The following is a 21827-nucleotide window of genomic DNA, read 5'->3' as shown; positions in this document are numbered from 1 at the left end:
CAGAGCCACATACCCCGCGCCTTGCGCACCTTTGGGCCTGGCCTGCTAGGCTGTGGGCTGTCAACCGCCAGGGAGTGCCCATGTCCGAACTCCAGCGTGAGCAGGCGCAGCAGCGCGCCGCCCGTATCGCCGCCTTTCGCGAGGAACTGGCCGAGCTGCGCCGGGAGCATGTGCTGCAACTGAGCGAGGCGCAGGCGCAGGCCGTCGCCAGCCATCATCAAGGCTTGCTGGCGCACTATCGCCAGACGCTGGATATCGATGCCGATGCCCGCGCGCGGCAGTTGTCGCTGGGCATGCGCCTGGCCTCGCTGTTCGGCGCGCTGGCCCTGGCGGCTGGACTGTTCTTTCTCTTCTACCAGTTCTGGGGCCTGTTCGACGCTTTCGCGCAAGTCGCCATCCTGCTCGGCAGTGCCCTGGGTAGCCTGCTGCTGTGCTTCTGGCTGCAGGCGCGGGACGCCTCTGGCTACTACGCCAAGTTGGCGGCGGTGCTGGCATTCGTCTGCTTCGTGCTGAATCTGTCGATGCTCGGGCAGATCTTCAATATCACGCCTTCGGACAAGGCCCTGCTGCCCTGGGCAGCGCTGGCTCTGTTGCTGGCCTATCAGTGTCGCCAGCGTCTGCTGCTGGTGGTGGCGCTGCTGTGCTTCGGTCTGTTCGTCGCCGCGCGCATCGGCGACTGGGCAGGCTGGCACTGGTGGACGCTGAGCGAGCGGCCGGAACTGTTCATGCCGTTGGTGGTGCTGCTGCTCGTGCCGCAGTGGCTCGAGCAGCGCCGTTATCCGGGGTTCGCCGCCTGCTATCGGGTGATGGGGCTGCTCTACCTGCTCGGCCCGGTGCTGGTGCTGTCCTATTGGGGGCGCGGCAGCTACCTCGACTGGCCATCGAACTGGATCGAGGCCTTCTACCAGGTGCTCGGCTTCGTTCTCGCGGGATCGACGATGTGGCTCGGCATCCGTCGCGGCTGGGGCGAGGTGGTCAATACCGGTCTGGTCTTCGCCTTGGTCATGCTCTTCGCCAAGCTGTTCGACTGGTGGTGGCTGTTGCTGCCGCACTACCTGTTCTTCCTCCTGCTCGGGCTGATCGCCTTGCTGCTTCTGGTGGTGCTGCAACGTTGGCGGCGTAGCGCGCCAGGCGGTGCGCCATGAAGCGTGCGCTGTGGCTGGGCCTGGGGGTGGTGCTGCTGAGCAATGCACTCGCCCTGGGGGGCGTCTGGTACAACCGGAGCGGTGAGCCCGAGGCGCGGCTGCTGCTCAGTGAGCGCGAGTTGCAGCGCGTCCAGAGTGGCTGGCTGCCTGACCAGGGCGAGGAGGTATTGCGCCTGCAGCTCAGTTGGCAACGTCCCGGCCATGGAGGGCAATTGCCCTGGCTGGACGAAGCCAAGTTGCGCGAGCTGGGGTTCGCGCCCGGCTCGGACGGAGATGCCCTGATGCGGCAAGCGCAGCGCGAAGTCTGGCTGGTGCTCGAACTGGATGGGCCGGCCTACCAGCGCCAGATCGAGCAGGCGCGCCAGGCCTTGCAGGCCGCCGAAATGGAGTTGCGCAGCAGACCCGAGAGCCAGGTGCTGCAGCGCGAGCGTGACGAGCGCCGCCGACGTCTGTTGCACGAGCAGCAGCAGGCCAGCCGCCTGGTATTGGTGGATGCGGGGCCCGATGCCGAAATACTGCGAAAGCGCTGGCCCGATCGGCAGCGCCAGGTCGTGCTGGTCGGGCATATTGAACCTTATCGCCAGGCCGGGGAGGCCGGTTACGGCGCGATCATCGATCTTGCGAACGACCGCCTGAGCCTTCCCTACGCCTATCGCGAACTGGCCCGGGGCTGGCCGCGCAGTTACGAGCGATCAGGGTTCAAGGCGCAGGTCGAAGTCGCCTTCGGACGCCGCCATGAACCCTGGGTGCTCGGCATCCGTCAGTGACGGCGCCAGTGCTTCTTGTGTTTCTTGCCGTGGTGGTGGTGGCGGTGCTTGCCGCGCCGATCATCGTCGTAGCTGGCGTTGCCCATGTGGTTGCCTAGCGCCCCGCCGACACCGCCACCGACGGCGGCGCCGACCAGGCCGCCGGTATTGCCGCCGACCTGCTGACCGAGCACGTTGCCGCCCGCTGCGCCCAAGCCGCCGCCAATGGCGGCCTCGGTGCGGCTGCGGCGATCCGCGCCGACCATGCTACCGGCTGCACCGCCGAGGCCTGCACCCACCGCCGCGCCGGTGTTGCCGCCGACCTGCTGGCCAACCAGCGCGCCGACCGCGCCACCCAATGCCCCGCCGAGACCGGCCTCGGTATTGTCGGCGAAAGCGTAACCGCCACTGCCGATGCCCAGGGTCAGGAAAAAGAGTTGCAGTGACTTCATGAAAACCTCGTCAGGGAGCCGTGCTTCGGCGTCATGCCATTGACCGGCCGGCCCTGAGCGAGGTTCCGCGCCTCCCGTCAGCCGGCGGCCAGCAGCTTGCCCGCCTGCGAAGGCAGCAGGCGGATGGCGACGAACTTGCTGGTCGGGGTGTGGCTGCCGACGCCGTAGCTGTCCAGCGGTACCAGGGGGTTGGTTTCCGGGTAGTAGGCCGCAGCCTGGCCGCTGGGAATGTCGAAGGCCAGCAGGGTGAAGCCCTCCACCTTGCGCTCGATACCGTCGTCCCATAGCGACAGCATGTCCACCTTCTGCCCCGGGGTCAGGCCCAGGCGGCGGATATCGGCCGCGTTGGCAAAGACCACGTTGCGCTGGCCACGCACGCCCCGGTAGCGGTCGTCGAGGCCATAGATGGTGGTGTTGTACTGGTCGTGCGAGCGCAGTGTCTGCAGGATCAGATCCGGCTGCTGGCCGCTGCCACGGATGCGTTCGTGGATCAGGCTCTGCGGCAGCGCATGAGCCATGAACAGGGCACGCCCGGTGCTGGTCTGCCAGGTTCGCGCACTGGCTGCATTGCCAAGGTAGAAGCCGCCGGGGTTGGCGACGCGGCGGTTGAAGTCCCGAAACCCGGGGATGGTGTCGGCGATCAGCTCGCGGATGCGCTCGTAGTTGGCGATCAGCGCGTCCCAATCCACCGGATGATCGCCCAGGGTAGCCTTGGCGATACCAGCGATGATGGCCGGTTCCGAGCGCATGTCGCTGCCGCTCAGCGGCTCCAGTTGGCCGTAGGAGGCGTGGATCATGCTGAACGAGTCTTCCACCGTCACCGCCTGCGGGCCGTCGGCCTGGCGGTCGATGTCGGTACGTCCCAGGCAGGGCAGGATCAGCGCGTCGCGGCCGACGGTGAGGTGGCTGCGGTTGAGCTTGGTGCTGATCTGCACGGTCAGCGCGCAGTTCATCAGGGCCTGATGGGTGCGCGGGCTGTCCGGGGTGGCCTGGGCGAAGTTACCACCAAGGCCGATGAACACCTTGGCCTGGCCCGCCAGCATGGCGTTGATCGCCTCCACCGTGTTGTGCCCGTCGTGACGCGGCACGCTGAAGCCGAAGCGTTGTTCCAGGGCGTCGAGCAGGGCCGCCGGCGGGCGTTCATTGATGCCCATGGTGCGGTCACCCTGCACGTTGCTGTGGCCGCGCACCGGGCACAGGCCAGCACCCGGGCGGCCGATCTGGCCGCGCAGCAGTTGCAGGTTGACGATTTCCTGAATGGTCGGCACCGAATGGTGATGCTGGGTCAGGCCCATGGCCCAGCAGATGATTACCCGCTCGGCGCGGCGGTACATGCGCGCGGCCTGTTCGATTTCGGCCAGAGGCAGCCCGGATTGCTGCTCGATATGCTGCCAGTCGGTGGCGTCCACCGCCTCCAGATAAGCCTGCAGGCCATCGCTGTGTTCGGCGATGAAGGCGTGGTCGAACACGGCCGGCTCACCCTTGGCTTGCGCCTCGCGTTCCCACTGCAGGAGGAACTTGGCGATGCCGCGCACGGCGGCCATGTCGCCACCCAAGGCCGGTCGGAAGAACGCGGTGTTGAGCGGTTCGGAGCCGTTGGTGAGCATCTCCAGAGCATGTTGCGGGTGCTGGAAGCGCTCCAGGCCGCGCTCCTTGAGCGGGTTGAAACAGACCACCTGGGCGCCGCGCTTGACCGCCTCGCGCAGCGGTTCGAGCATGCGCGGGTGGTTGGTGCCGGGGTTCTGGCCGAACACGAAGATGGCGTCGGCATGCTCGAAGTCGGCGAAGGTCACGGTGCCCTTGCCGACTCCGATGCTTTCGATCAGCGCCACGCCACTGGCTTCGTGGCACATGTTCGAGCAGTCAGGGAAGTTGTTGCTGCCGTATGCGCGGACGAACAACTGGTACAGGTACGCTGCCTCGTTGCTGGCACGGCCAGAGGTGTAGAACTCGGCCTGATCCGGGCTCGGCAGCGCCTTGAGGTGCTCGGCGATCAGGGCGAAGGCCTCGTCCCAGGTGGTCTGCAGGTAACGGTCGGTGCTGGCGTCGTAGCGCATCGGGTGCGTCAGGCGGCCCTGGTATTCGAGCCAGTAGTCGCTCTGCTCGCGCAGTTGGCTGACCGTGTAGCGGGCGAAGAAAGCGGCGTCCACGCGGCGCTTGGTGGCTTCCCAGTTGACTGCCTTGGCGCCGTTCTCGCAGAACTTGATGCGCCCGTCCTCGGGCGAATCGCCCCAGGCACAGCCGGGGCAGTCGAAGCCGCCGTTCTGGTTGGTCTTGAGCAGGGCGCGCAGGTTCTTGAACGGCTGCTTGCTGTCCAGCCAGAAGCGGGTGACGCTCTTCAGCGCACCCCAACCGGCGGCGGGGCCGTTGTAGGGTTTGTAACGAGGGTCGACGGGTTGCAGGCTCATGCGGATTCTTCAGGAGCGGGCGCCGGGCTGTAGACGCGCGGCGTACTGTGATGGGGAAGATGGATCAGGTTGAGGCGGTGGCGGCGTGCCCACTCGACGGTCAGGGCGGTGGGCGCCGACAGGCTGACGAGGGTGCCGAGGCCAGCGCGCACGGCCTTGTGCAGCAGTTCCAGGCTGCAGCGGCTGGTGACCAGGGCGAAGCCCGTGGTGGTGTCGATACGCTGGCGGGCCAGGGCGCCGATCAGCTTGTCCAGGGCGTTGTGGCGGCCGATGTCCTCGCGGCACAGGCGGATCTCGCCCTGTCCATCGATGAACAGGGCGGCGTGCAGAGCGCCGCTGTTGCGGGCCAGTTGCTGCTGTTCGCCAATGCGCTCACGCAGGCCTTGCAGGTGCGCCAGAGGGGGCAGCGGCGCTCCGGGCAGTGCCTGCAGCTTTGGCAGTGCCTGTTCCAGGGCATCCACGCCGCACAGGCCGCAACCGCTGCTGCCGGCCAGTTGCCGGCGCTGTTGCTTGATCGCCCAGAAGCAGCGGCTGCTGACTTCGAGGCGCGCCTCGCGGCTTTCGGCAAGGCCGCGGATGTTGATGTCATAGATGTCATCGATAGAACTGATCAGGCCATTGCCGAGGCTGAAACCTATTGCAAAATCTTCCAGATGATGAGGCGAAACCATCATCACTGCCTGGTTCAGATCGTTGTAGCTGATGGCCAGGGCGCATTCTTCGGCCAGGGCGGCCTGATGGGCCTGGCGAGAGCCCAGTTCGGCGTAGCTGTAGGCGCTGGAAGCGGCTGGGGAGGCTTTGCGCTGGGGCATCGGTGACTCCCTGAGACAATTTGACTCAGCTAGCCTAAGCCGTTGCCCGGCGGTCGTCTAATCGTCTGATTCGATATCCTGATCGACAGGATCTATCAGTTTGCCGAGTGGCGCGCCAGCCACTGTTCCGCAGCCTCGAAGCAGGCCTGCGCCAGCGGCGAATCGGGAGCGCTACGACGCCGGATCAGGCCCATGGGGGCAAGGGTGTGCGCGTCTTCGATGGGCAGCAGGCGCAGGTGCGGGGCGGCCGGCCAGTCGCCGGTCTGCAGCGGCATGATGCTGCAGCACAGCCCGGCGCCGACGGCGCGGGTCAACTGATGCACGGCGTCGGTTTGCAGGCGCACTCGCGGGCTCAACCCACGTGCGCGGAAGCTGTGATCGATGGACTGGCGAAAGTGCATGCCGCTGGACAGCAGGCCCAGCGGCACCGCGGCCAGCTCGTCCCAGCGCAGGCTGTTGCTGGTGAAGGGAAAGTGCCGGGGAGAGAACAGCAGGCCCATGCGCGCTTCCGCCAGTTCCAGGCAGGCGAAGTGCTGACGATCCAGGCGGTCGAGGTAGGACAGGCCGAGATCGAGCTGGTTGCGCCCCAGACCCTCGATAATCCGTTCGCTGCTCAAGGCATGTAGCTGGAAGTTCAGGCTGGGATGCTGCTCGGCGAACAGGCTGACCAGGTGCATCGGGTCGAAGCTGGCCAGCGGCACCACACCCAGGCGCAGGGTGCCCACCAGTTGCCCGCGACAGGCGGCAGCTTCGGCATATAGGCCGTCCTCGGCGGCGAGCAGGCTGCGTGCCCAGGCGAGAATGCGCTCGCCCTCGGCACTGAAACCCTCGAAGCGCTGGCCACGCCGTACCAGCTCCAGGCCCAGCTCTTCTTCCAACTGGCGCAGGCGCATGGACAGGGTCGGCTGGGTCACGTGGCAACGCGCTGCGGCCTGGCCGAAGTGGCGGGTTTCGTCGAGGGCGACGAGAAACTTCAACTGCTTGATGTCCATGGACGTCCTCAGAGGCCTGCGATCAGGCTGTGGTAATCCTCCACCGCCGCGAACTCCTCGGTGTCCTTGGGCGCCGCCTGGCTGTCCGGCTGGCGCACGGCCAGCAGGTGGGCGACGCCGAAGCGCCCGGCGCTACGCAGGATCGGCAGGCTATCATCGATGAACAGGCTGCGCGCCGGGTCGAAGTCGACGTCCTGATGCAGGGCGAACCAGAACTGCTGGTTCTCCTTGGGAAAGCCATAGTCGTGGGAGCTGATCAGGCGCTCGAACCAGGGCGCCAGTTCGACGCGCTCCAGCTTCAGCGACAGCGAGTCGCGGTGCGCGTTGGTGATCAATACCACGCGCTTGCCGGCCTCGCGCAGGGCGCGCAGAAACGCCTCGGCATCCGGGCGCAGGGCGATCAGGTGGGCCACTTCGCGCTTGAGTTCGCGGATCGGCAGTTTCAGCTCGCGGCTCCAGAAGTCCAGGCAATACCAGTTCAAGGTGCCCGCATGTTGGTGAAACAGCGGCAGCAGCTCGGCTTCGGCCAGCGCCAGGCTAATGCCGTGGTGCTCGGCGTAGCGCCGTGGCAGATGGCTGAGCCAGAAGTGATTGTCGAAGTGCAGGTCGAGCAGGGTGCCGTCCATGTCCAGCAGGACGGTGTCGATCTGGTGCCAGGGCAGATGAGGCATGGGCGCGCCTGATGAGTAGAGGTCGTGAATCTGCCGGCCAGCGTCGCGAACGCGCAATCTGCGCCGGGGATAATCGTCAAAGCCGCTGTATGATAACCGACCAGGTCTCGCCAAGGAGTCGCCCCATGCGTCAAAAACCCACGGTTCTCGCTCGCGAGATCGTCGCCAGCAGCCGCCTGTTCCGTGTCGAGGAGGTGCAGTTGCGCTTTTCCAATGGCGCCGAGCGCACCTACGAGCGGCTGGTCGGCAAGGGGCCGGGCTACGGCGCGGTGATGGTGGTGGCCATGCTCGATGCCGAGCATGCGGTGCTGGTCGAGGAATACTGCGGCGGCACCGACGACTACCAATTGTCGCTGCCCAAGGGGTTGATCGAGCCGGGCGAGGACGTGCTGGTGGCGGCCAACCGTGAGCTCAAGGAGGAGGCGGGTTTTGGCGCGCACGAACTGGAGTACATCACCGAGCTCAGCCTGTCGCCCGGCTACATGAGCCAGAAGATCAAGGTGGTGCTGGCGCGTGATCTGTACGAGGAGCGCCTGCCGGGTGACGAGCCCGAGCCGATGCGGGTCGACCGCATCAGCCTGCGTGAGCTGTCGAGCCTGGCCCAGCACGAACAGTTCAGCGAAGGCCGAGCGCTGGCGGCGCTGTACCTGGTGCGTGACCTGCTGACCCAGCGCGGGGAGTTCCGCCCGTGAGTCATCCCTCTATTCCCCAGGTGATCGAGCTGGTGCGTGAAGCTGGCGCGGCGACCTTGCCTTATTGGCGCAGCGACGTGGCGGTGACAGAGAAGGCCGATGCCTCGCCGGTGACCGCCGCCGATCTGGCCGCGCATCATATTCTTTTCGATGGCCTGCAGGCGCTGGCGCCGGAGATTCCGGTGCTGTCGGAAGAGGCTGCCGATATCCCCCTGGACGAACGCGCAGCCTGGACGCGCTGGTGGCTGGTCGATCCGCTCGATGGCACCAAGGAATTCATCGCTGGCTCGGAAGAGTTCACGGTCAATGTCGCCTTGATCGAGCAAGGCCGTGTGGTCTTCGGTGTGGTGGGTATTCCCGCCAATGGCTGCTGCTATTACGGCGGCGCCGGCCTGGGCGCTTGGTGCAGCGAGGCGCCAGGTGACGAGCAGCCGATTCGCGTGCGCCTGGCGCCGGCGCAGGGCCTGACCCTGGTGGCCAGCAAGCGCCATTCCAGTCCGGCGCAGGAAAGCCTGCTCGCAGGCTGGGCCGCGCGTTTCGGTGAGCCGGCGCTGGCCAATATCGGCAGTTCGCTGAAGTTCTGCCTGCTGGCCGAAGGCAATGCTGACTGCTACCCGCGCCTGGCGCCCACTTCACAGTGGGATACGGCGGCGGCGCAGGGTGTGCTGGAAGGGGCCGGTGGTGAGGTGTTGAACCTGGCCGGCGAAGTGCTCACCTACGAGGCGCGCGAGTCCTTTCTCAATCCGTCTTTCCTGGCGCTGCCGGCCGCTGCCGAGTGGCGCGGCGAGTTGATCGAGCTGGCGCGCGATCTGCAACCATGAAGCCTGACCTGTAGGAGCGAGCTCTGCTCGCGAACCTGGGTGATCCAGAAGCTTCGCGAGCAGAGCTCACTCCTACGGATTGGTGCGCCGTTGGCGCTTCGCTCAATCGAGCATATCGCTGTAGCGCGCGTCCTTCTTGAACACCAGCGGTTGCTCGAAGCCGGGCACCTTCACCTCTTCGGTAGTGATGGAGATGGCCTGGTCGTCGATCATGTCGTTGCCGAAGTTGTAGATGATGTCCAGCTTGCCCTGTAGGGCTAGCTGATCATAGGCGGCAGCGGCGGCACGGGTGCTCTCGCGGCGTGCCAGGTAGGCGTCGAAGGCGGCCTGGCCATGGCGCTTGCGCAGCATGCGCTCGACCACATGGGGGGCCAGTACCAAGGCGCTGGCATTGTTGCCGCCGAAGCCCTTGGAGTTGATGAAGGCCACGTCCAGCGCCTGTTCGCCCATCTTGCGATCCTCGGTGGACAGGCTCAGGTGATCCTGATGCACGTCACCTGCCACCGCATCGATGGTTTTCAGGCCTGGCACGATGCCGTACTTGAAGGCGCCGAGAGCGGCGATCACCTGGTCGCCGCTGGCGGTGGCCAGGGAGTGACCGACGAAGGCCTTGACCGCCGTCACCGGCCACTGCTCAATGCCGAAGGCGCTGGCCACGCGGTCGAGGATTTCCGACTCGGTGACGCGGTTGGCCGGGGTGCTGGAGCCATGGGCATGGACGAAGCTGCGGCTGCGCACGGCGTCCAGGCCGAGCAGTTGCACGGCACTGGCCACGGCCTTGGCCACGGTCAGGTAGTTGCCCGGGCCGGGGGCGGAAATGGATTTCTTGAAGCCGTCGGCGTTGATGAAGACGTCCGGCACTGCGCCGTGGATATCGGCGCCCAGCTCCAGGGCCAGCTCGTCGTCCATCAGCACCACGAACTGGCAGGCCTCGGCCAGGGTGAAGCCGCAGTTGTCGCCGAACGGACGGCTGGCGCGGCGGAAGTCCACCTCGCTCTTGCCTTCGATCTGGCGCAGGCCTTCCTCGGTGGCCAGTGCGCCCATGGCGCCGTAGCCCTCGATGCACTCCTGGTTGATCGGCGCCTCGCTGCTGCCGACGATGACCACGCGGGCCTTGCCAGCGACGATCTGCTCGATGCCCTTCTGCAGGTTGTAGAGGAAGGTGGCGCAGGCACCGGTGATGCTGCCGGTGGTGCCGACACTGCCGAGCACGTAGGCGTTGATGAAGTCCGCCGGCATGGTGTTCAGGCCCAGGGCCAGTTGCTTGGCGGTGACGCGGCCGCCTTTCAGGCGCGACTGCATCATGCCGCCGAAGCCGTTCTCGTCGAGCTGGCTCATGATGCAACTGGCGAATACGGCGATCTCATCCGGTGCCACGTGCTGGACGATGCGCTGCCAGTCGATGCCCACCGAGCGCAACGCGTCGGTGACGCCGACCACGGTCATGGCCAGACCGCGCGGGTGGAAGCGCGAGTTGTACAGCTCGCTCGGCTCGAAGCCGCTGGGCAGTTGGCCGGCGGATTTCACCGCCAGCGGGCGATAGCTGTCCACCTTGAACTCGCAACTGTCGTGCAGGGTGACGCGCACTTCGTTGCCCTCCAGCTCTTCCACCGACCAGTTGGCCGGCAGTGGCTCGGGCAGTTGTTTGCGCAGGGTGACGAAGCTCAGGCTGTTGCCATTGGCCGGGGCCACGCCGATGCTTTTCTGCCAGTGCGCGGCGTCCGGATCCAGGTGCTGCTGCTCGATGCGGCGCACCAGAGTACCGGCGAGAATTTCCTTGGCATAGCGGCTTTCGATCTCGGCCAGGCTCAGCGCTTGGCCGTGCTGGTCCTGATACTGGCCATCGACCACGCGCACCAGCTTCATCATCTGCGCCAGCCCGGCCAGGGTCTCCTGGCGCGCCTGGGGTTCCAGCGACTCCTGCACGGTACGACGGAAGCCATGGTGGAAGGAGCTGCGCCCGGCTGCGTTGTAACCCCCAAAACCCACGATCACAGGTAAGCGCGACATAACTCAAAAGCTCCTGAACAAGGCCAGCGCGACGCCAGACCGGCGCCAGTGGGCGCGGGTGGGGTCATAGGGCGGTGGCGTTTGGAAAATTTCGGCTGCCTAACCTGACGTGGATCATGACTGTCGAGTCACGCATTCGTCCAATGTCGTGGCGAGTGCGATGCTTGTCGCGAACGATGAAGTCGATCGTTGGGCGCAGAGCGAAGCGGGACGCCGGCTGCTCGGAACACCACCCGTAGGGCGGCCTCGCGAGCGAAGCGAGCAGCCCGCCGGGCCATGCCGAATTCGGCACCGCAACCGCCGCCCAGAACTCCTGGCTAGCGAGTAGGGTGCGCTGCGCGCACCACTAACTCTCTAAAGGCTGGTGCGCGCAGCGCACCCTACGTGAGCCCGCCGGGTGGCGGGCTCGTGTCGGCTCAGCCCTGGTAGCTGATCTGCCCGTCCACCAGGGTGTAGCGCACCGCGCCGGGCAGGCAGTGGCCGATGAAGGGGCAGTTGCTGCCCTTGGAGTACCACTGCTCGCCCGCAACGGTGGAGGCCTGTGCATCGAACAGCACGATATCGGCAGCATTGCCCACGCTCAGGCTGCCTGCCGGCAGACGCAGTGCGGCGGCCGGGCCGCTGGACAGGCGCGCCAGCAGGGTTGGCAGATTCAGCAGGCCGTCTTGCACCAGGCTCATGGCCAGTGGCAGCAGCAATTGCACGCTGCTGATGCCCGGCTCGGTGGCGGCGAAGGGCGCCAGCTTGGCGTCACGCTCGTGCGGCTGGTGGTGGCTGGCGATGGCCGAGATCACCCCGGCCTTCAGCGCCTCGCGCAGGCCGTCGCGGTCGGCTCGCGAACGCAGTGGCGGCTGCACGTGATAGAGGCTGGAGAAATCGATCAGCGCCTCATCGGTGAGGATCAACTGGTACAGCGCCACATCGGCGGTTACCGGCAGGCCACGGGCCTGGGCATCGGCGATCAGCTCGGCGCCACGGGCGCTGGTGATCTGGCTGAAGTGCGCGCGTACGCCGCTCTGTTCCACCAGCAGCAGGTCGCGGGCCAGGGCCACGGTTTCGGCGGTTTCCGGGATGCCGGCCAGGCCGAGGAAGCTGGCGGTCGGGCCTTCGTGGGCCAGGCCGCCTTCGGCCAGGTCGAAGTCCTGCGAATGGAAGATCACCTGCAGGTCGAAGGTGGCTGCATATTCCAGTGCGCGGCGCAGGGTGCGGCTGCTGCGGAAGTTGTCCAGGCCATTGCCGAAAGCCACGCAGCCGGCATCGCGCAGGGCGACCAGTTCTGCAAGCTGCTCGCCGGCCAGGCCTTTGCTCAGGGCGCCGATGGGGAAGACCTTGGTGTGCCCGGCTTCGCGAGCGCGGTCGAGGATCAGCTCGGCCACCGCCGAGGTATCCAGCACCGGCTTGGTGATCGGCGGGCAGCACAGGCTGGTGACGCCGCCAGCCGCTGCGGCCAGGGTTTCACTGGCGATGCTGCCCTTGCGGCTGTAGCCCGGCTCGCGCAGGGCCACGGACAGGTCGACCAGCCCTGGCGCGGCGATCAGGCCCTGGGCGTCGAGGGTCTTGTCGGCAGTGAAACCGGCCGGCGCCTGGCCAATGGCGGCCAGCTTGCCGCCATCGATATAAAGGTTGCTGACCTGATCCAGGCCGCTGGCCGGGTCGATCACGCGGGCGCCGAGGATTGCGGTACGCATCAGTTGGCCTCCTCGGCATTGAGTTGACGTTGGGCGTTCTGCCCGCTCATGGCCATGGACAGCACGGCCATGCGGATGGCGATGCCGTAGGTGACCTGATTGAGGATCACCGACTGCGGGCCGTCGGCCACTGCCGACTCGATCTCCACGCCCCGGTTGATCGGGCCCGGGTGCATCACCAGGGCATCCGGCTTGGCCAGCTTGAGGCGTTGCTCGGTGAGGCCGAACAGGCGGTAGAACTCGCCCTCGCTGGGTAGCAGGCCGCCCTGCATGCGCTCGCGTTGCAGACGCAGCATGATCACCACGTCCACATCCTTGAGGCCCTCGTTGGCGTCGCTGAACACGCGCACGCCGTAGCTTTGCTCCAGGCCGATGGGCAGCAGGGTCTTCGGCGCGATGACGCGGATGTCCGGGCAGCCCAGGGCCTTCAGCGCCAGCATGTTCGAGCGCGCCACCCGCGAGTGCAGGATGTCGCCGACGATAGCCACCGAGAGGTTCTCGAAGTCGCCCTTGTGGCGGCGGATGGTGAGCATGTCGAGCATGCCCTGGGTCGGGTGCGCGTGGCGGCCGTCGCCACCGTTGATGATCGCCAGGTTCGGGCATACGTGTTCGGCGATGAAGTGCGCGGCGCCGGAGTCGGCATGGCGCACGACGAAGATGTCGGCGGCCATGGCCTCGAGGTTGCGCAGGGTGTCGAACAGCGTCTCGCCCTTGCTGGTGGAGCTGGTCGACACGTTGAGGCTGATGACGTCCGCCGACAGGCGCTGGGCGGCCAGCTCGAAGGTGGTGCGGGTGCGCGTGGAGTTCTCGAAGAACACGTTGCACACCGTCTTGCCGCGCAGCAGCGGGACTTTCTTCACCGCCCGCGCGCCGACTTCGAGGAAGGAGTCGGCGGTGTCGAGGATTTCGGTCAACAGCTCGCGGGGCAGGCCGTCGAGTGAGAGGAAATGGCGCAGTTGGCCTTGATCATTGAGCTGCAGCGGGCGCTTGGCGGCGAGTGGCGTCATCGCGGGGAGTCTCAGTTGGCGAGCGTCTGAAGTTCGAGGGTCAGCGGCGTGGGGCCGGACAATTTTACCCGCTGGTTGGTGGCCAGCGACAGGGTGGCGCCGACCACATCAGGGCGGATCGGCAGTTCGCGGGCATTGAGGTCGAGCAGGCTGACCAGGGTGACGCTGGCCGGGCGGCCGTAATCGAACAGTTCGTTCAGCGCGGCGCGGATGGTGCGCCCGCTCATCAGCACGTCATCGATCAGTACCAGGTGCTGGCCTTCGATCTCGAAGGGCAGCTCGGACGGTTGTACCTGCGGGTGCAGGCCGTTCTGGGTGAAGTCGTCGCGGTAGAAGGACACGTCGAGGATGCCCAGGGCGTCATCGCGATCCAGGGCAGCCAGCAGGGCCTGGGCGACCCAGACGCCACCGGTGCGGATGCCGATGAAGCGGGGTTCGCCGATCTGGCGCTGGTTCAGGTGCTGGGTCAGCGCGCTGGCCATGGCTGGCAGCAGGTCGTTGGGGTTGGGTAGCATCACAGACTCCTCGTTGCGGGCCGACAGGTTCAGCCCGGGCAATGTTCCTCGAGCCAGCCTTGCAGCAGCAGCGCTGCGGCCAGGGCATCCACCGGGCGCTCGCGATAGCCGCCACTCTGACCCTCACGCAGGCGCTGGCCCTTGGCCTCGAAGGTGGTCAGGCGTTCGTCGTGGGTGTAGGCGGGCAGGTTGAAGCGACCATTGAGGCGGCGGGCGAACTTCTCGGCGCGGGCGCTCATCTCGCTGGGGGTGCCATCCATGTTCAGCGGCAGGCCGACCACCACGGCGTCCGGCTGCCACTCCTTGATCAGCGCTTCGACGCGGTTCCAGTCCGGCACCCCGTTCTGCGCCTTGAGCGTGCCCAGCTCGCGGGCCTGGCCGGTGATCACCTGGCCGACCGCGACGCCGATCTGCTTGGTGCCGTAGTCGAAGCCCAGCAGCAGGCGCAGTGGCTTGTCGCTCATCAGGCGTGCCCGGCCTGCGAGGTGAGCAGGCTGAGATTGACCCCCAGGCATGCGGCAGCGGCGTTCAGGCGTTGGTCGAAGGGCAGGTCGAAGAGGATGGCGTTGTCGGCCGGGCAGGTCAGCCAGGCGTTTTCGGCCAGCTCGGCTTCCAGTTGCCCGGCTTCCCAGCCGGCGTAGCCAAGGGTGATCAGGTAACGCTCCGGGCCATTGCCGTCGGCGATGGCGAACAGCACGTCCTGCGAGGTGGACAGGCCCAGCTCGCCCAGATCCAGGGTGGCCTGGAACTGCTGGCCAGCCGGGTGGAGGACGAAACCGCGATCGGTCTGCACCGGGCCGCCGGCGAAGATCGGCAGGCTGTGGCACAGCACGGCCGGCTCCTCGTCCGGGCGCAGTTGCTCCAGCACGTCGGCCAGGTTGAGGCCGTTGGGCTTGTTGATCACCAGACCCATGGCCCCCTGATCGTTGTGCTCGACCAGGTAGGTGACGGTCTGCGCGAAGTTCGGATCGACCATATGCGGCATGGCGATCAGAAAGTGATGCTTGAGCGAAGTGGGGGCTGAAGTCTTCATGATGGGTAGTTTGAAGCCGCAAGCTGCAAGCCACAAGCTGCAAGTAAAAGCGAAAAGCCTGGTGGGCGAGGGTGGCATTTCTTGCGGCTTGAAGCTTGAAGCTTGAAGCTTGCAGCTGCTCCTATCAGTTACTCGACAGCCGGTCGCCGCGCTCGAAGCGCCAGGTGCGGATGATCTCCAGGCGGTCGATGTCGGCCAGGTCGCCGGTGAAGGGGGCATAGGGCGCGGCCAGGCGCACGATGCGCTGGGCGGCCTGGTCGAGCACCGGGTGGCCGGAGGATTCCAGCACCTGCACTTCATAGAGGCTGCCGTCGCGGTTGATCGACACCAGCAGGCGCAGGCTGCCGTAGATGCGCTGGCGGCGGGCGTCGTCGGGGTAGTTGAGATTGCCGATGCGCTCGACCTTCTTGCGCCACTCGTCCTTGTACCAGGCGCCCTTGTCGCGCATGGTCGAGGCGGCGCTGAGGCGGTAGATCTTCGGGCGCTTGGCGTAGGCCTGGACTTCCTGGGCCAGCTCGGCCTCCAGGCTGGCGATTTCCGCCGAGAGTTGCGCGGAGTCGAACACCGGCGCCGGCTTGGTTTCGCGCACGGGCTTGCTTTCTTCGCGCTTGACCGGGGTTTTCTGCTGCTGGGGCGCGCGGGTGGCCACGGCCGCCTTGGGCGCTTGCTGCTTGCTGGCCGGTTGCTGCGGCGCGCTGGGCGGGGTGACCTTGCGCACCTCACTGTCCTGAAAACGCGCCTGTTCGGTGGTCTTCGGTGCGGCCGCCTGTTCCAGGGTGCCGCTACCCTGCTGGTTGTCCTGAGCGAGGAAATCCGCTTCCTTGGGCTTTTCCTCGCTCTTGAAGGTGGACAGGGTGATTTCCAGCGTCTTGCTGATCTGCGGCGGTGGCTCCAGGGTGAAGCCGACTCCGAGAATCAGGGCGATGTGCAGCGCAGCCGCGACGAACAGGGTGAAGCCCAGGCGGTCGGCCGGGCGCACCTTGGTCGAACTGGCGGTGGGGGTAGGAGTTGCTGCGTTCATCGCACATCGGGTCTGCTTTGAGTGACGCGCAGTCTGCGGCGCGGCGCTTCAGGCTGCAAGCGCGAAGCGCCAGGCTGCCACTTGCGTCAAGCTTTTGCGCCAAGTTTTTCGGCGATGCAGGCCATCAGGCGTTCGCCGATACGGGTATCGAAGGCCGCATCGATCTCACGGATGCAGGTGGGGCTGGTGACGTTGATTTCCGTCAGGTGCTCACCGATCACGTCGAGGCCGACGAAGATCAATCCCTTTTCCCGCAGCGTGGGGGCGACGGCGGCGGCGATCTCCTTGTCCCGCTCGGTCAGTGGGCGAGCCTCGCCACGGCCGCCTGCGGCCAGGTTGCCGCGCGTTTCGCCAGCAGCGGGAATGCGCGCCAGGCAATAGGGGATCGGCTCGCCATCGATCATCAGGATGCGCTTGTCACCCTCGAGAATCGCTGGCAGGTAGCCTTGCGCCATGATCTGTTGCTGTCCATGCTGAGTGAGGCTTTCCAGAATCACCGAGAGGTTGGGGTCGCCGGCACGGTGACGAAATATCTGTGATCCACCCATGCCATCCAGGGGTTTGAGAATGATGTCACGGTGCTCATCGGCAAACTGGCGCAGAATATCGGCCCGACGACTGACTAGGGTCGGCGGTGTGAATTGAGGAAACTGGGTGGCGAAGAATTTTTCGTTGCAGTCGCGCAGGCTCTGTGGCCGGTTGACCACCAGCACGCCGTCACGCTCGGCCTGTTCCAATAGATAAGTGGAGTAGACGAACTCGTTATCGAAGGGCGGATCCTTGCGCATCAGGATCACGTCCAGTTCGGCAAGGGGGCTGTCCTGCTCGTCGGCAAGCTCGAACCAGTGCTGCGCGTCGTTGAATACCTTCAGCGGGCGCATGCGACCTCGGGCTTGGCCGCGGGCCTGGTAAAGATCCCGTTGTTCCATGTAGAGCAGCGACCAGCCGCGAGCCTGGGCCGCCAGCAGCATGGCCAGCGAGCTGTCTTTCTTGAAGTTGATGTCCGCGATGGGATCCATGACGATCCCGAGACTAAGGCTCATGGGGTGACTCTCCGCAGGAAAGATAGGGGCGCAAGCCTTGTGGGTTGTGCCGGATAAGGGCTGTCAGGGTGGCGTCAGGCGGGGCGGTGGTCAAGGGTGCTGAGCGCCCCGGCGGGCTTATAGATTGCATCTGGAGAGTGTGCTACAAAGGCCCGTCGGTGGTGCGCACGCCCTCCGGTAACAGGGCCTCAGGCATACTGAAAGCAAGTAAATGAACGACTCACCGAGGCGATGGTAGGGCAAACATGGAACAGCATTGCGACGGCTTGAAAGTGATGGTGATCGACGACTCGAAGACGATTCGTCGCACTGCGGAAACCTTGCTGAAGAAGGTGGGCTGCGAAGTCATCACTGCGGTCGACGGCTTCGATGCCTTGGCCAAGATCGCCGACACCCATCCGAGCATCATCTTCGTCGACATCATGATGCCGCGTCTCGATGGTTATCAGACCTGTGCCCTGATCAAGAACAACAGTGCTTTCAAATCCACCCCGGTGATCATGCTGTCCTCCAAGGATGGTCTGTTCGACAAGGCCAAAGGACGCATCGTGGGTTCCGATCAGTATCTGACCAAGCCCTTCAGCAAGGAAGAGCTGCTCGGTGCCATCAAGACTCATGTGCCGGACTTCACTCCGGTAGAACAAGCCTCCTGACGTCGCGGCCCACGGGTCGTACGCCTCTTCTGTATTGGGAAACACCATGGCTCGAATTCTGATAGTTGATGACTCCCCGACCGAGATGTACAAGCTGACCGCCATGCTGGAAAAGCACGGGCATCAGGTGCTGAAGGCGGAAAATGGTGCGGACGGCGTGGCCCTGGCCCGCCAGGAGAAACCCGACGTCGTGCTGATGGATATCGTCATGCCCGGCCTCAATGGTTTCCAGGCGACTCGTCAACTGACCAAGGATGCCGAAACCAGTCATATCCCGGTGATCATCGTCACCACCAAGGATCAGGAAACCGACAAGGTCTGGGGCAAGCGCCAGGGCGCCAAGGATTACCTGACCAAGCCGGTCGACGAAGATACGCTGCTGAAAACCCTCAACTCGGTACTGGCCGGTTGATGGATACCTCTGAAAAACCAGGCGAGGCAGTGATGGTCGCGCAGGTCCATTTCAGAGGTGCCCTGATGCCGTGTCGTCCGAATACTCCATAAGAAGGCCAGGGCGGGCATGTCGGACGTATTGACCCCTTTCCAGATTCTGCTCGAGATCGATCAGCGTTGTCGTGCGCTGGCTGCCGGCCTGCCCTCCCAGCAGGCGGCGGTGCAGACCTGGAGCGGCATCGGTTTTCGCATGGGCGAGCGCTATTTCGTGGCGCCGATGGGGGAAGTGGGCGAGGTGCTCCACGAGCCGCGTTACACCCAGTTGCCGGGGGTCAAGAGCTGGGTCAAGGGTGTGGCCAACGTTCGCGGTCGTTTGCTGCCGGTGATGGATCTGTGTGGTTTCTTCGGCAATGAGCTGTCACCGCTGCGCAAGCTGCGCCGCGTGCTGGTCGTCGACCACCAGGACATCTTCGCAGGCCTTACGGTCGACGAAGTCTTCGGTATGCAGCATTTTCCCGTGGATACCTTTTCCGAGCAGCTACCGCCTCTGGAGGCGAGCATGCAGCCCTTCATCCACGGGCTATTCCAGCGTGAGCAACCCTGGTTGGTCTTCAGCCCACAGGCTTTGATACGAGACCAGGCGTTCCTCGATGTCGCTTATTAGAAGATTTTCGGTTGGGTCGGCTCTGCCGGCCTTTTGGCGTTACACGAAAGCCGTTGTGCGGTTGGTCCAGGCGGGGGCCAGATAATGAAGAAACTCAATGCAAGCAACTTGTTGGGCGGAGCGCGTAGCAGTGCGCTGATCGCGGGCCTGTTCGTGGTGCTGATCGTCTCCATCATATTGGAGTTCGCCAACTTCGCGTACATGAACACGCAGTCGAACTATGACACCGAGTACATCGGTCACTCCGGTGAACTGCGCGTTTTGTCCCAGCGTATCGCCAAGAACGCCACGGAAGCGGCCACCGGCAAGTCCGAGGCCTTCGGCCTGCTGCGCGATGCGCGCAACGACTTCCAGCAGCGCTGGAACTTCCTCACCGATGGGGACGCCGAAACCGGGCTGCCGCCGGCACCCGAGGCGGTGGCGCCGCAGATGGCAGCCGTGCAGCAGGACTGGGACAGCCTGCGGCAGAATGCCGACGCCATCCTGGCCAGCGAGCAGACCGTACTGTCGCTGCACCAGGTTGCCGCCACCCTGGCCGAAACCATTCCGCAGTTGCAGGTCGAGTACGAGGAGGTAGTCGACATCCTCCTGGAAAGTGGCGCGCCGGCGGCCCAGGTGGCCGTGGCCCAGCGTCAGTCGTTGCTGGCCGAACGTATTCTCGGCTCGGTGAACAAGGTACTGGCCGGTGACGAGGATTCGGTGCAGGCCGCTGACATGTTCGGTCGTGACGCCAGCCTGTTCGGCCGCGTGCTCAATGCCATGCTCGAAGGCAACGCGGCCATGGAGATCAGCCAGGTGACCGACGAAGAGGCCCTGGAGCGCCTCTCGGAAATCTCCGAGCTGTTCGAGTTCGTATCCGGTTCGGTGGACGAGATTCTGGAAACCTCGCCGGAACTGTTCCAGGTGCGTGAGTCGGCCAATTCCATCTTCACCGTCTCGCAGACCCTGCTGGACAAGGCCTCGCAACTGGCCGTCGGCTTCGAGGGGCAGGCCGCTGGGCGCACCATCAACACCCTGTTCGGTTATGCGCTGGGTGTGCTGGCGCTGGGTTCGATCATCCTCATCGGCCTAGTGATGGTGCGTGAAACCAACCGTCGACTGGCCGAAACCGCCGAGAAGAACGACCGTAACCAGGCGGCGATCCTGCGTCTGCTCGATGAAATCGCCGACCTCGCCGACGGTGACCTGACGGTGGCCGCGACGGTAACCGAGGACTTCACCGGCGCCATCGCCGACTCCATCAACTACTCCATCGACCAGCTCCGCGACCTGGTGGCCACCATCAACCAGACCGCCGTGCAGGTGGCCTCGGCCGCCCAGGAAACCCAGGCCACGGCCATGCATCTGGCCGAGGCTTCCGAGCACCAGGCGCAGGAAATTGCCGGTGCCTCGGCGGCGATCAACGAGATGGCCGTGTCGATTGACCAGGTATCGGCCAACGCCAGCGAATCCTCGGCGGTAGCGGAACGTTCCGTAGCCATCGCCAACAAGGGCAACGAAGTCGTACACAACACCATCACCGGCATGGATAACATCCGTGAGCAGATCCAGGACACCTCGAAGCGGATCAAACGCCTCGGTGAATCGTCCCAGGAGATCGGTGACATCGTCAGCCTGATCAACGACATTGCCGACCAGACCAACATCCTCGCCCTGAACGCCGCGATCCAGGCGTCCATGGCCGGTGATGCGGGTCGCGGCTTCGCCGTGGTAGCGGACGAGGTACAACGCCTCGCAGAACGCTCCTCGGCGGCCACCAAGCAGATCGAGGCGCTGGTGAAAACCATTCAGACCGACACCAACGAGGCCGTTATCTCCATGGAGCAGACGACTTCCGAAGTGGTGCGCGGTGCCCGCCTAGCGCAGGACGCCGGGGTGGCCCTGGAAGAGATCGAGAAGGTATCGAAGACCCTCGCGGCGCTGATCCAGAACATCTCCAACGCTGCACGGCAGCAGGCCTCTTCGGCCGGCCACATTTCCAACACCATGAACGTGATTCAGGAAATCACCTCGCAGACGTCCTCGGGTACCACCGCCACCGCGCGCAGCATCGGTAACCTGGCCAAGATGGCCAGTGAGATGCGCAAGTCGGTTTCCGGTTTCACCCTCCCGGACGCCTGATAAAGGAGAGCGGCGGGCCGACGCGACTGCCGCGTGACAGCCATGACACAGGGCGAGGGGCAGGGTATGCAGCCAGCCGGCATCTGGGCGTTGACGCCCGTAGCCGACATGTCGCAAGCCGATTTCCACGACTGGCAGACGCTCCTCGAAGAGCGCACCGGCGTGGTGGTCAGCGAGCAACGCCGTGCATTCCTGCAGACCAACCTGAGCGCGCGCATGCGCGAACTGGGCGTGACGGATTACGCCAGCTACTACCGCCAGGTGACCGATGGGCCGCGCGGTGCGGTGGAGTGGTCGACCCTGCTGGATCGTCTGACCGTGCAGGAGACCCGCTTCTTCCGCCATCAGCCCTCGTTCGAGGTGCTCGGGCAGTACCTGCAGGAGCGCCTGGCGGCCGGGCTGGGCAAGCCCTGGGAACTGTGGAGTGTGGGCTGTTCCAGTGGTGAGGAGCCTTATTCCCTGGCCATCCTGGCGGCCGAGACATTGCAGGGCAGCGAGGCGCCGGAGCACTTCGCGGTAACCGGCACGGATATCAGCCTGGGCGCATTGGAGAAGGCCCGCGCAGGCTGTTACTCGGCGCGCCGTCTGGAGCAGGTGAGCAGTGCGCTGCGCGAACGCTATTTTCTCGCGCAGGCCGATGGACGTTTCAAGGTGGTACCGAGCCTGGCGGCACGTGTGTGCTGTGCCCGGCTCAATGTGCTGGAACTGGCCACGGCGCCGATGTCCGGCATGGATGTGATTTTTTGTCAGAACTTGCTGATCTATTTCCGCCGCTGGCGCCGTCGCGACATCCTCAATCGCCTGGTCGAGAGCCTGGTGCCGGGAGGATTGCTGGTCGTGGGCGTGGGCGAGGTAGCCGGCTGGCAGCACCCGCAATTGGTGCCGCTGGCCGACGAGCGAGTTCTGGCGTTTACCCGCAAGGGATAAGGCCAAGTTTATG

22 protein-coding genes are annotated in these 21827 nt (G+C 65.3%); 9 read left to right on the top strand and 13 right to left on the bottom strand.

All coding sequences use genetic code 11. From position 1 onward, the window contains the following. Positions 1 to 80: 80 nt before the first annotated feature. Both ACSVIK_RS04665 and ACSVIK_RS04660 read left to right on the top strand, forming a co-directional pair. A complete protein-coding gene (locus tag ACSVIK_RS04665) occupies positions 81 to 1145 on the top strand; it encodes a DUF2157 domain-containing protein (RefSeq protein ID WP_442443203.1) in 1065 nt (354 codons plus the stop codon). Then, positions 1142 to 1912, top strand: coding sequence for a DUF4824 family protein (locus ACSVIK_RS04660; RefSeq protein WP_442443202.1), 771 nt, complete (start codon positions 1142 to 1144; stop codon positions 1910 to 1912). Before ACSVIK_RS04665 ends, ACSVIK_RS04660 begins: the two co-directional genes overlap by 4 nt. On the opposite strand, the gene ACSVIK_RS04655 is transcribed toward ACSVIK_RS04660, so the two are convergent. The 5 genes from ACSVIK_RS04655 to yrfG all read right to left on the bottom strand — a co-directional run bounded on the left by ACSVIK_RS04655 (position 1906) and on the right by yrfG (position 7226). Beyond that, entirely contained in the window at positions 1906 to 2343 is a 438-nt protein-coding gene (locus ACSVIK_RS04655; protein WP_442443201.1) for a glycine zipper domain-containing protein, read from the bottom strand. The genes ACSVIK_RS04660 and ACSVIK_RS04655 overlap by 7 nt on opposite strands. A 77-nt stretch (positions 2344 to 2420) precedes the next feature. Beyond that, positions 2421 to 4751 (bottom strand): FdhF/YdeP family oxidoreductase, encoded by a 2331-nt coding sequence (locus ACSVIK_RS04650; RefSeq protein WP_442443200.1) that lies wholly within the window; start codon positions 4749 to 4751, stop codon positions 2421 to 2423. After that, positions 4748 to 5563 carry a formate dehydrogenase accessory sulfurtransferase FdhD gene (gene fdhD / locus ACSVIK_RS04645; RefSeq protein WP_442443199.1) on the bottom strand — a complete coding sequence of 272 codons (816 nt, stop codon included), beginning with the start codon at positions 5561 to 5563 and terminating at the stop codon, positions 4748 to 4750. Before fdhD ends, ACSVIK_RS04650 begins: the two co-directional genes overlap by 4 nt. 95 nt (positions 5564 to 5658) lie before the next feature. Next, on the bottom strand, positions 5659 to 6555 hold the full coding sequence (locus ACSVIK_RS04640) for a LysR family transcriptional regulator (protein WP_442443198.1): 897 nt from the start codon (positions 6553 to 6555) through the stop codon (positions 5659 to 5661). An 8-nt stretch (positions 6556 to 6563) separates the two neighbouring features. Then, a complete protein-coding gene (yrfG, locus tag ACSVIK_RS04635) occupies positions 6564 to 7226 on the bottom strand; it encodes a GMP/IMP nucleotidase (RefSeq protein ID WP_442443197.1) in 663 nt (220 codons plus the stop codon). Between the two features lie 125 nt (positions 7227 to 7351). Between yrfG and nudE the strand changes: the two genes are divergently transcribed. After that, a complete protein-coding gene (nudE, locus tag ACSVIK_RS04630; protein ID WP_268179634.1) occupies positions 7352 to 7918 on the top strand; it encodes an ADP compounds hydrolase NudE in 567 nt (188 codons plus the stop codon). Then, complete coding sequence (gene cysQ / locus ACSVIK_RS04625) at positions 7915 to 8739, top strand: 3'(2'),5'-bisphosphate nucleotidase CysQ (RefSeq protein WP_442443196.1); 825 nt, start codon at positions 7915 to 7917, stop codon at positions 8737 to 8739. Before nudE ends, cysQ begins: the two co-directional genes overlap by 4 nt. A gap of 102 nt (positions 8740 to 8841) precedes the next feature. Here cysQ and ACSVIK_RS04620 read toward each other — a convergent pair whose 3' ends face one another. The 8 genes from ACSVIK_RS04620 to gshB form a co-directional block, all read right to left on the bottom strand. Continuing rightward, positions 8842 to 10749 carry a beta-ketoacyl synthase gene (locus tag ACSVIK_RS04620; protein WP_442443195.1) on the bottom strand — a complete coding sequence of 636 codons (1908 nt, stop codon included), beginning with the start codon at positions 10747 to 10749 and terminating at the stop codon, positions 8842 to 8844. A 416-nt stretch (positions 10750 to 11165) separates the two neighbouring features. Further along, a complete protein-coding gene (locus ACSVIK_RS04615) occupies positions 11166 to 12437 on the bottom strand; it encodes a dihydroorotase (protein ID WP_442443194.1) in 1272 nt (423 codons plus the stop codon). Then, on the bottom strand, positions 12437 to 13444 hold the full coding sequence (locus ACSVIK_RS04610) for an aspartate carbamoyltransferase catalytic subunit (protein ID WP_442443193.1): 1008 nt from the start codon (positions 13442 to 13444) through the stop codon (positions 12437 to 12439). Before ACSVIK_RS04610 ends, ACSVIK_RS04615 begins: the two co-directional genes overlap by 1 nt. A gap of 11 nt (positions 13445 to 13455) precedes the next feature. After that, positions 13456 to 13962, bottom strand: a complete 507-nt coding sequence (gene pyrR, locus ACSVIK_RS04605) for a bifunctional pyr operon transcriptional regulator/uracil phosphoribosyltransferase PyrR (protein ID WP_442443192.1) — start codon at positions 13960 to 13962, stop codon at positions 13456 to 13458. 26 nt (positions 13963 to 13988) lie between these two features. Further along, positions 13989 to 14426: a Holliday junction resolvase RuvX gene (gene ruvX, locus ACSVIK_RS04600; protein ID WP_442443339.1), complete on the bottom strand. Its 438-nt coding sequence runs from the start codon at positions 14424 to 14426 to the stop codon at positions 13989 to 13991. Further along, the gene (locus ACSVIK_RS04595) at positions 14423 to 14992 is read right to left on the bottom strand and encodes a YqgE/AlgH family protein (protein ID WP_442443191.1); all 570 of its coding nucleotides are present in this window, start codon (positions 14990 to 14992) and stop codon (positions 14423 to 14425) included. The genes ruvX and ACSVIK_RS04595 overlap by 4 nt, the downstream gene beginning before the upstream one ends. Before the next feature lie 124 nt (positions 14993 to 15116). Next, a complete protein-coding gene (locus ACSVIK_RS04590) occupies positions 15117 to 16013 on the bottom strand; it encodes a TonB family protein (protein WP_442443190.1) in 897 nt (298 codons plus the stop codon). An 86-nt stretch (positions 16014 to 16099) separates the two neighbouring features. Then, complete coding sequence (gene gshB / locus ACSVIK_RS04585) at positions 16100 to 17056, bottom strand: glutathione synthase (protein ID WP_442443189.1); 957 nt, start codon at positions 17054 to 17056, stop codon at positions 16100 to 16102. 245 nt (positions 17057 to 17301) lie between these two features. Here gshB and pilG point away from each other — a divergent pair, with 245 nt between their 5' ends. The 5 genes from pilG (at position 17302) to ACSVIK_RS04560 (ending at position 21814) form a co-directional block, all read left to right on the top strand. Then, complete coding sequence (gene pilG / locus ACSVIK_RS04580) at positions 17302 to 17709, top strand: twitching motility response regulator PilG (RefSeq protein ID WP_268179621.1); 408 nt, start codon at positions 17302 to 17304, stop codon at positions 17707 to 17709. A gap of 46 nt (positions 17710 to 17755) precedes the next feature. Next, complete coding sequence (gene pilH / locus ACSVIK_RS04575; RefSeq protein WP_268179619.1) at positions 17756 to 18121, top strand: twitching motility response regulator PilH; 366 nt, start codon at positions 17756 to 17758, stop codon at positions 18119 to 18121. Between the two features lie 108 nt (positions 18122 to 18229). Then, the gene (locus tag ACSVIK_RS04570) at positions 18230 to 18766 is read left to right on the top strand and encodes a chemotaxis protein CheW (RefSeq protein ID WP_442443188.1); all 537 of its coding nucleotides are present in this window, start codon (positions 18230 to 18232) and stop codon (positions 18764 to 18766) included. 84 nt (positions 18767 to 18850) lie between these two features. Beyond that, positions 18851 to 20887 carry a methyl-accepting chemotaxis protein gene (locus ACSVIK_RS04565; RefSeq protein WP_442443187.1) on the top strand — a complete coding sequence of 679 codons (2037 nt, stop codon included), beginning with the start codon at positions 18851 to 18853 and terminating at the stop codon, positions 20885 to 20887. Between the two features lie 66 nt (positions 20888 to 20953). After that, on the top strand, positions 20954 to 21814 hold the full coding sequence (locus ACSVIK_RS04560; RefSeq protein WP_442443186.1) for a protein-glutamate O-methyltransferase: 861 nt from the start codon (positions 20954 to 20956) through the stop codon (positions 21812 to 21814). Positions 21815 to 21827: the final 13 nt, after the last annotated feature.

The sequence above is a fragment of the Pseudomonas sp. NCHU5216 genome (genome assembly GCF_052156495.1).
GTDB lineage: Bacteria > Pseudomonadota > Gammaproteobacteria > Pseudomonadales > Pseudomonadaceae > Aquipseudomonas.
This window is presented reverse-complemented; position numbering and strand designations above follow the sequence as displayed.

Excerpts from the sequence above, each read along its gene's own strand:
- ACSVIK_RS04565 (WP_442443187.1), top strand. The coding sequence starts at position 18,851 with ATGAAGAAACTCAATGCAAGCAACTTGTTGGGCGGAGCGCGTAGCAGT.
- ACSVIK_RS04620 (WP_442443195.1), bottom strand. The coding sequence starts at position 10,749 with ATGTCGCGCTTACCTGTGATCGTGGGTTTTGGGGGTTACAACGCAGCC.
- ACSVIK_RS04665 (WP_442443203.1), top strand. The coding sequence starts at position 81 with ATGTCCGAACTCCAGCGTGAGCAGGCGCAGCAGCGCGCCGCCCGTATC.
- pilG (WP_268179621.1), top strand. The coding sequence starts at position 17,302 with ATGGAACAGCATTGCGACGGCTTGAAAGTGATGGTGATCGACGACTCG.
- pilH (WP_268179619.1), top strand. The coding sequence starts at position 17,756 with ATGGCTCGAATTCTGATAGTTGATGACTCCCCGACCGAGATGTACAAG.
- gshB (WP_442443189.1), bottom strand. The coding sequence starts at position 17,056 with ATGAGCCTTAGTCTCGGGATCGTCATGGATCCCATCGCGGACATCAAC.
- ACSVIK_RS04655 (WP_442443201.1), bottom strand. The coding sequence starts at position 2,343 with ATGAAGTCACTGCAACTCTTTTTCCTGACCCTGGGCATCGGCAGTGGC.
- fdhD (WP_442443199.1), bottom strand. The coding sequence starts at position 5,563 with ATGCCCCAGCGCAAAGCCTCCCCAGCCGCTTCCAGCGCCTACAGCTAC.
- ACSVIK_RS04610 (WP_442443193.1), bottom strand. The coding sequence starts at position 13,444 with ATGACGCCACTCGCCGCCAAGCGCCCGCTGCAGCTCAATGATCAAGGC.
- ACSVIK_RS04570 (WP_442443188.1), top strand. The coding sequence starts at position 18,230 with ATGTCGGACGTATTGACCCCTTTCCAGATTCTGCTCGAGATCGATCAG.
- nudE (WP_268179634.1), top strand. The coding sequence starts at position 7,352 with ATGCGTCAAAAACCCACGGTTCTCGCTCGCGAGATCGTCGCCAGCAGC.
- ACSVIK_RS04595 (WP_442443191.1), bottom strand. The coding sequence starts at position 14,992 with ATGAAGACTTCAGCCCCCACTTCGCTCAAGCATCACTTTCTGATCGCC.
- ACSVIK_RS04640 (WP_442443198.1), bottom strand. The coding sequence starts at position 6,555 with ATGGACATCAAGCAGTTGAAGTTTCTCGTCGCCCTCGACGAAACCCGC.
- ACSVIK_RS04660 (WP_442443202.1), top strand. The coding sequence starts at position 1,142 with ATGAAGCGTGCGCTGTGGCTGGGCCTGGGGGTGGTGCTGCTGAGCAAT.
- ACSVIK_RS04560 (WP_442443186.1), top strand. The coding sequence starts at position 20,954 with ATGCAGCCAGCCGGCATCTGGGCGTTGACGCCCGTAGCCGACATGTCG.
- yrfG (WP_442443197.1), bottom strand. The coding sequence starts at position 7,226 with ATGCCTCATCTGCCCTGGCACCAGATCGACACCGTCCTGCTGGACATG.
- ACSVIK_RS04590 (WP_442443190.1), bottom strand. The coding sequence starts at position 16,013 with ATGAACGCAGCAACTCCTACCCCCACCGCCAGTTCGACCAAGGTGCGC.
- ACSVIK_RS04650 (WP_442443200.1), bottom strand. The coding sequence starts at position 4,751 with ATGAGCCTGCAACCCGTCGACCCTCGTTACAAACCCTACAACGGCCCC.
- ACSVIK_RS04615 (WP_442443194.1), bottom strand. The coding sequence starts at position 12,437 with ATGCGTACCGCAATCCTCGGCGCCCGCGTGATCGACCCGGCCAGCGGC.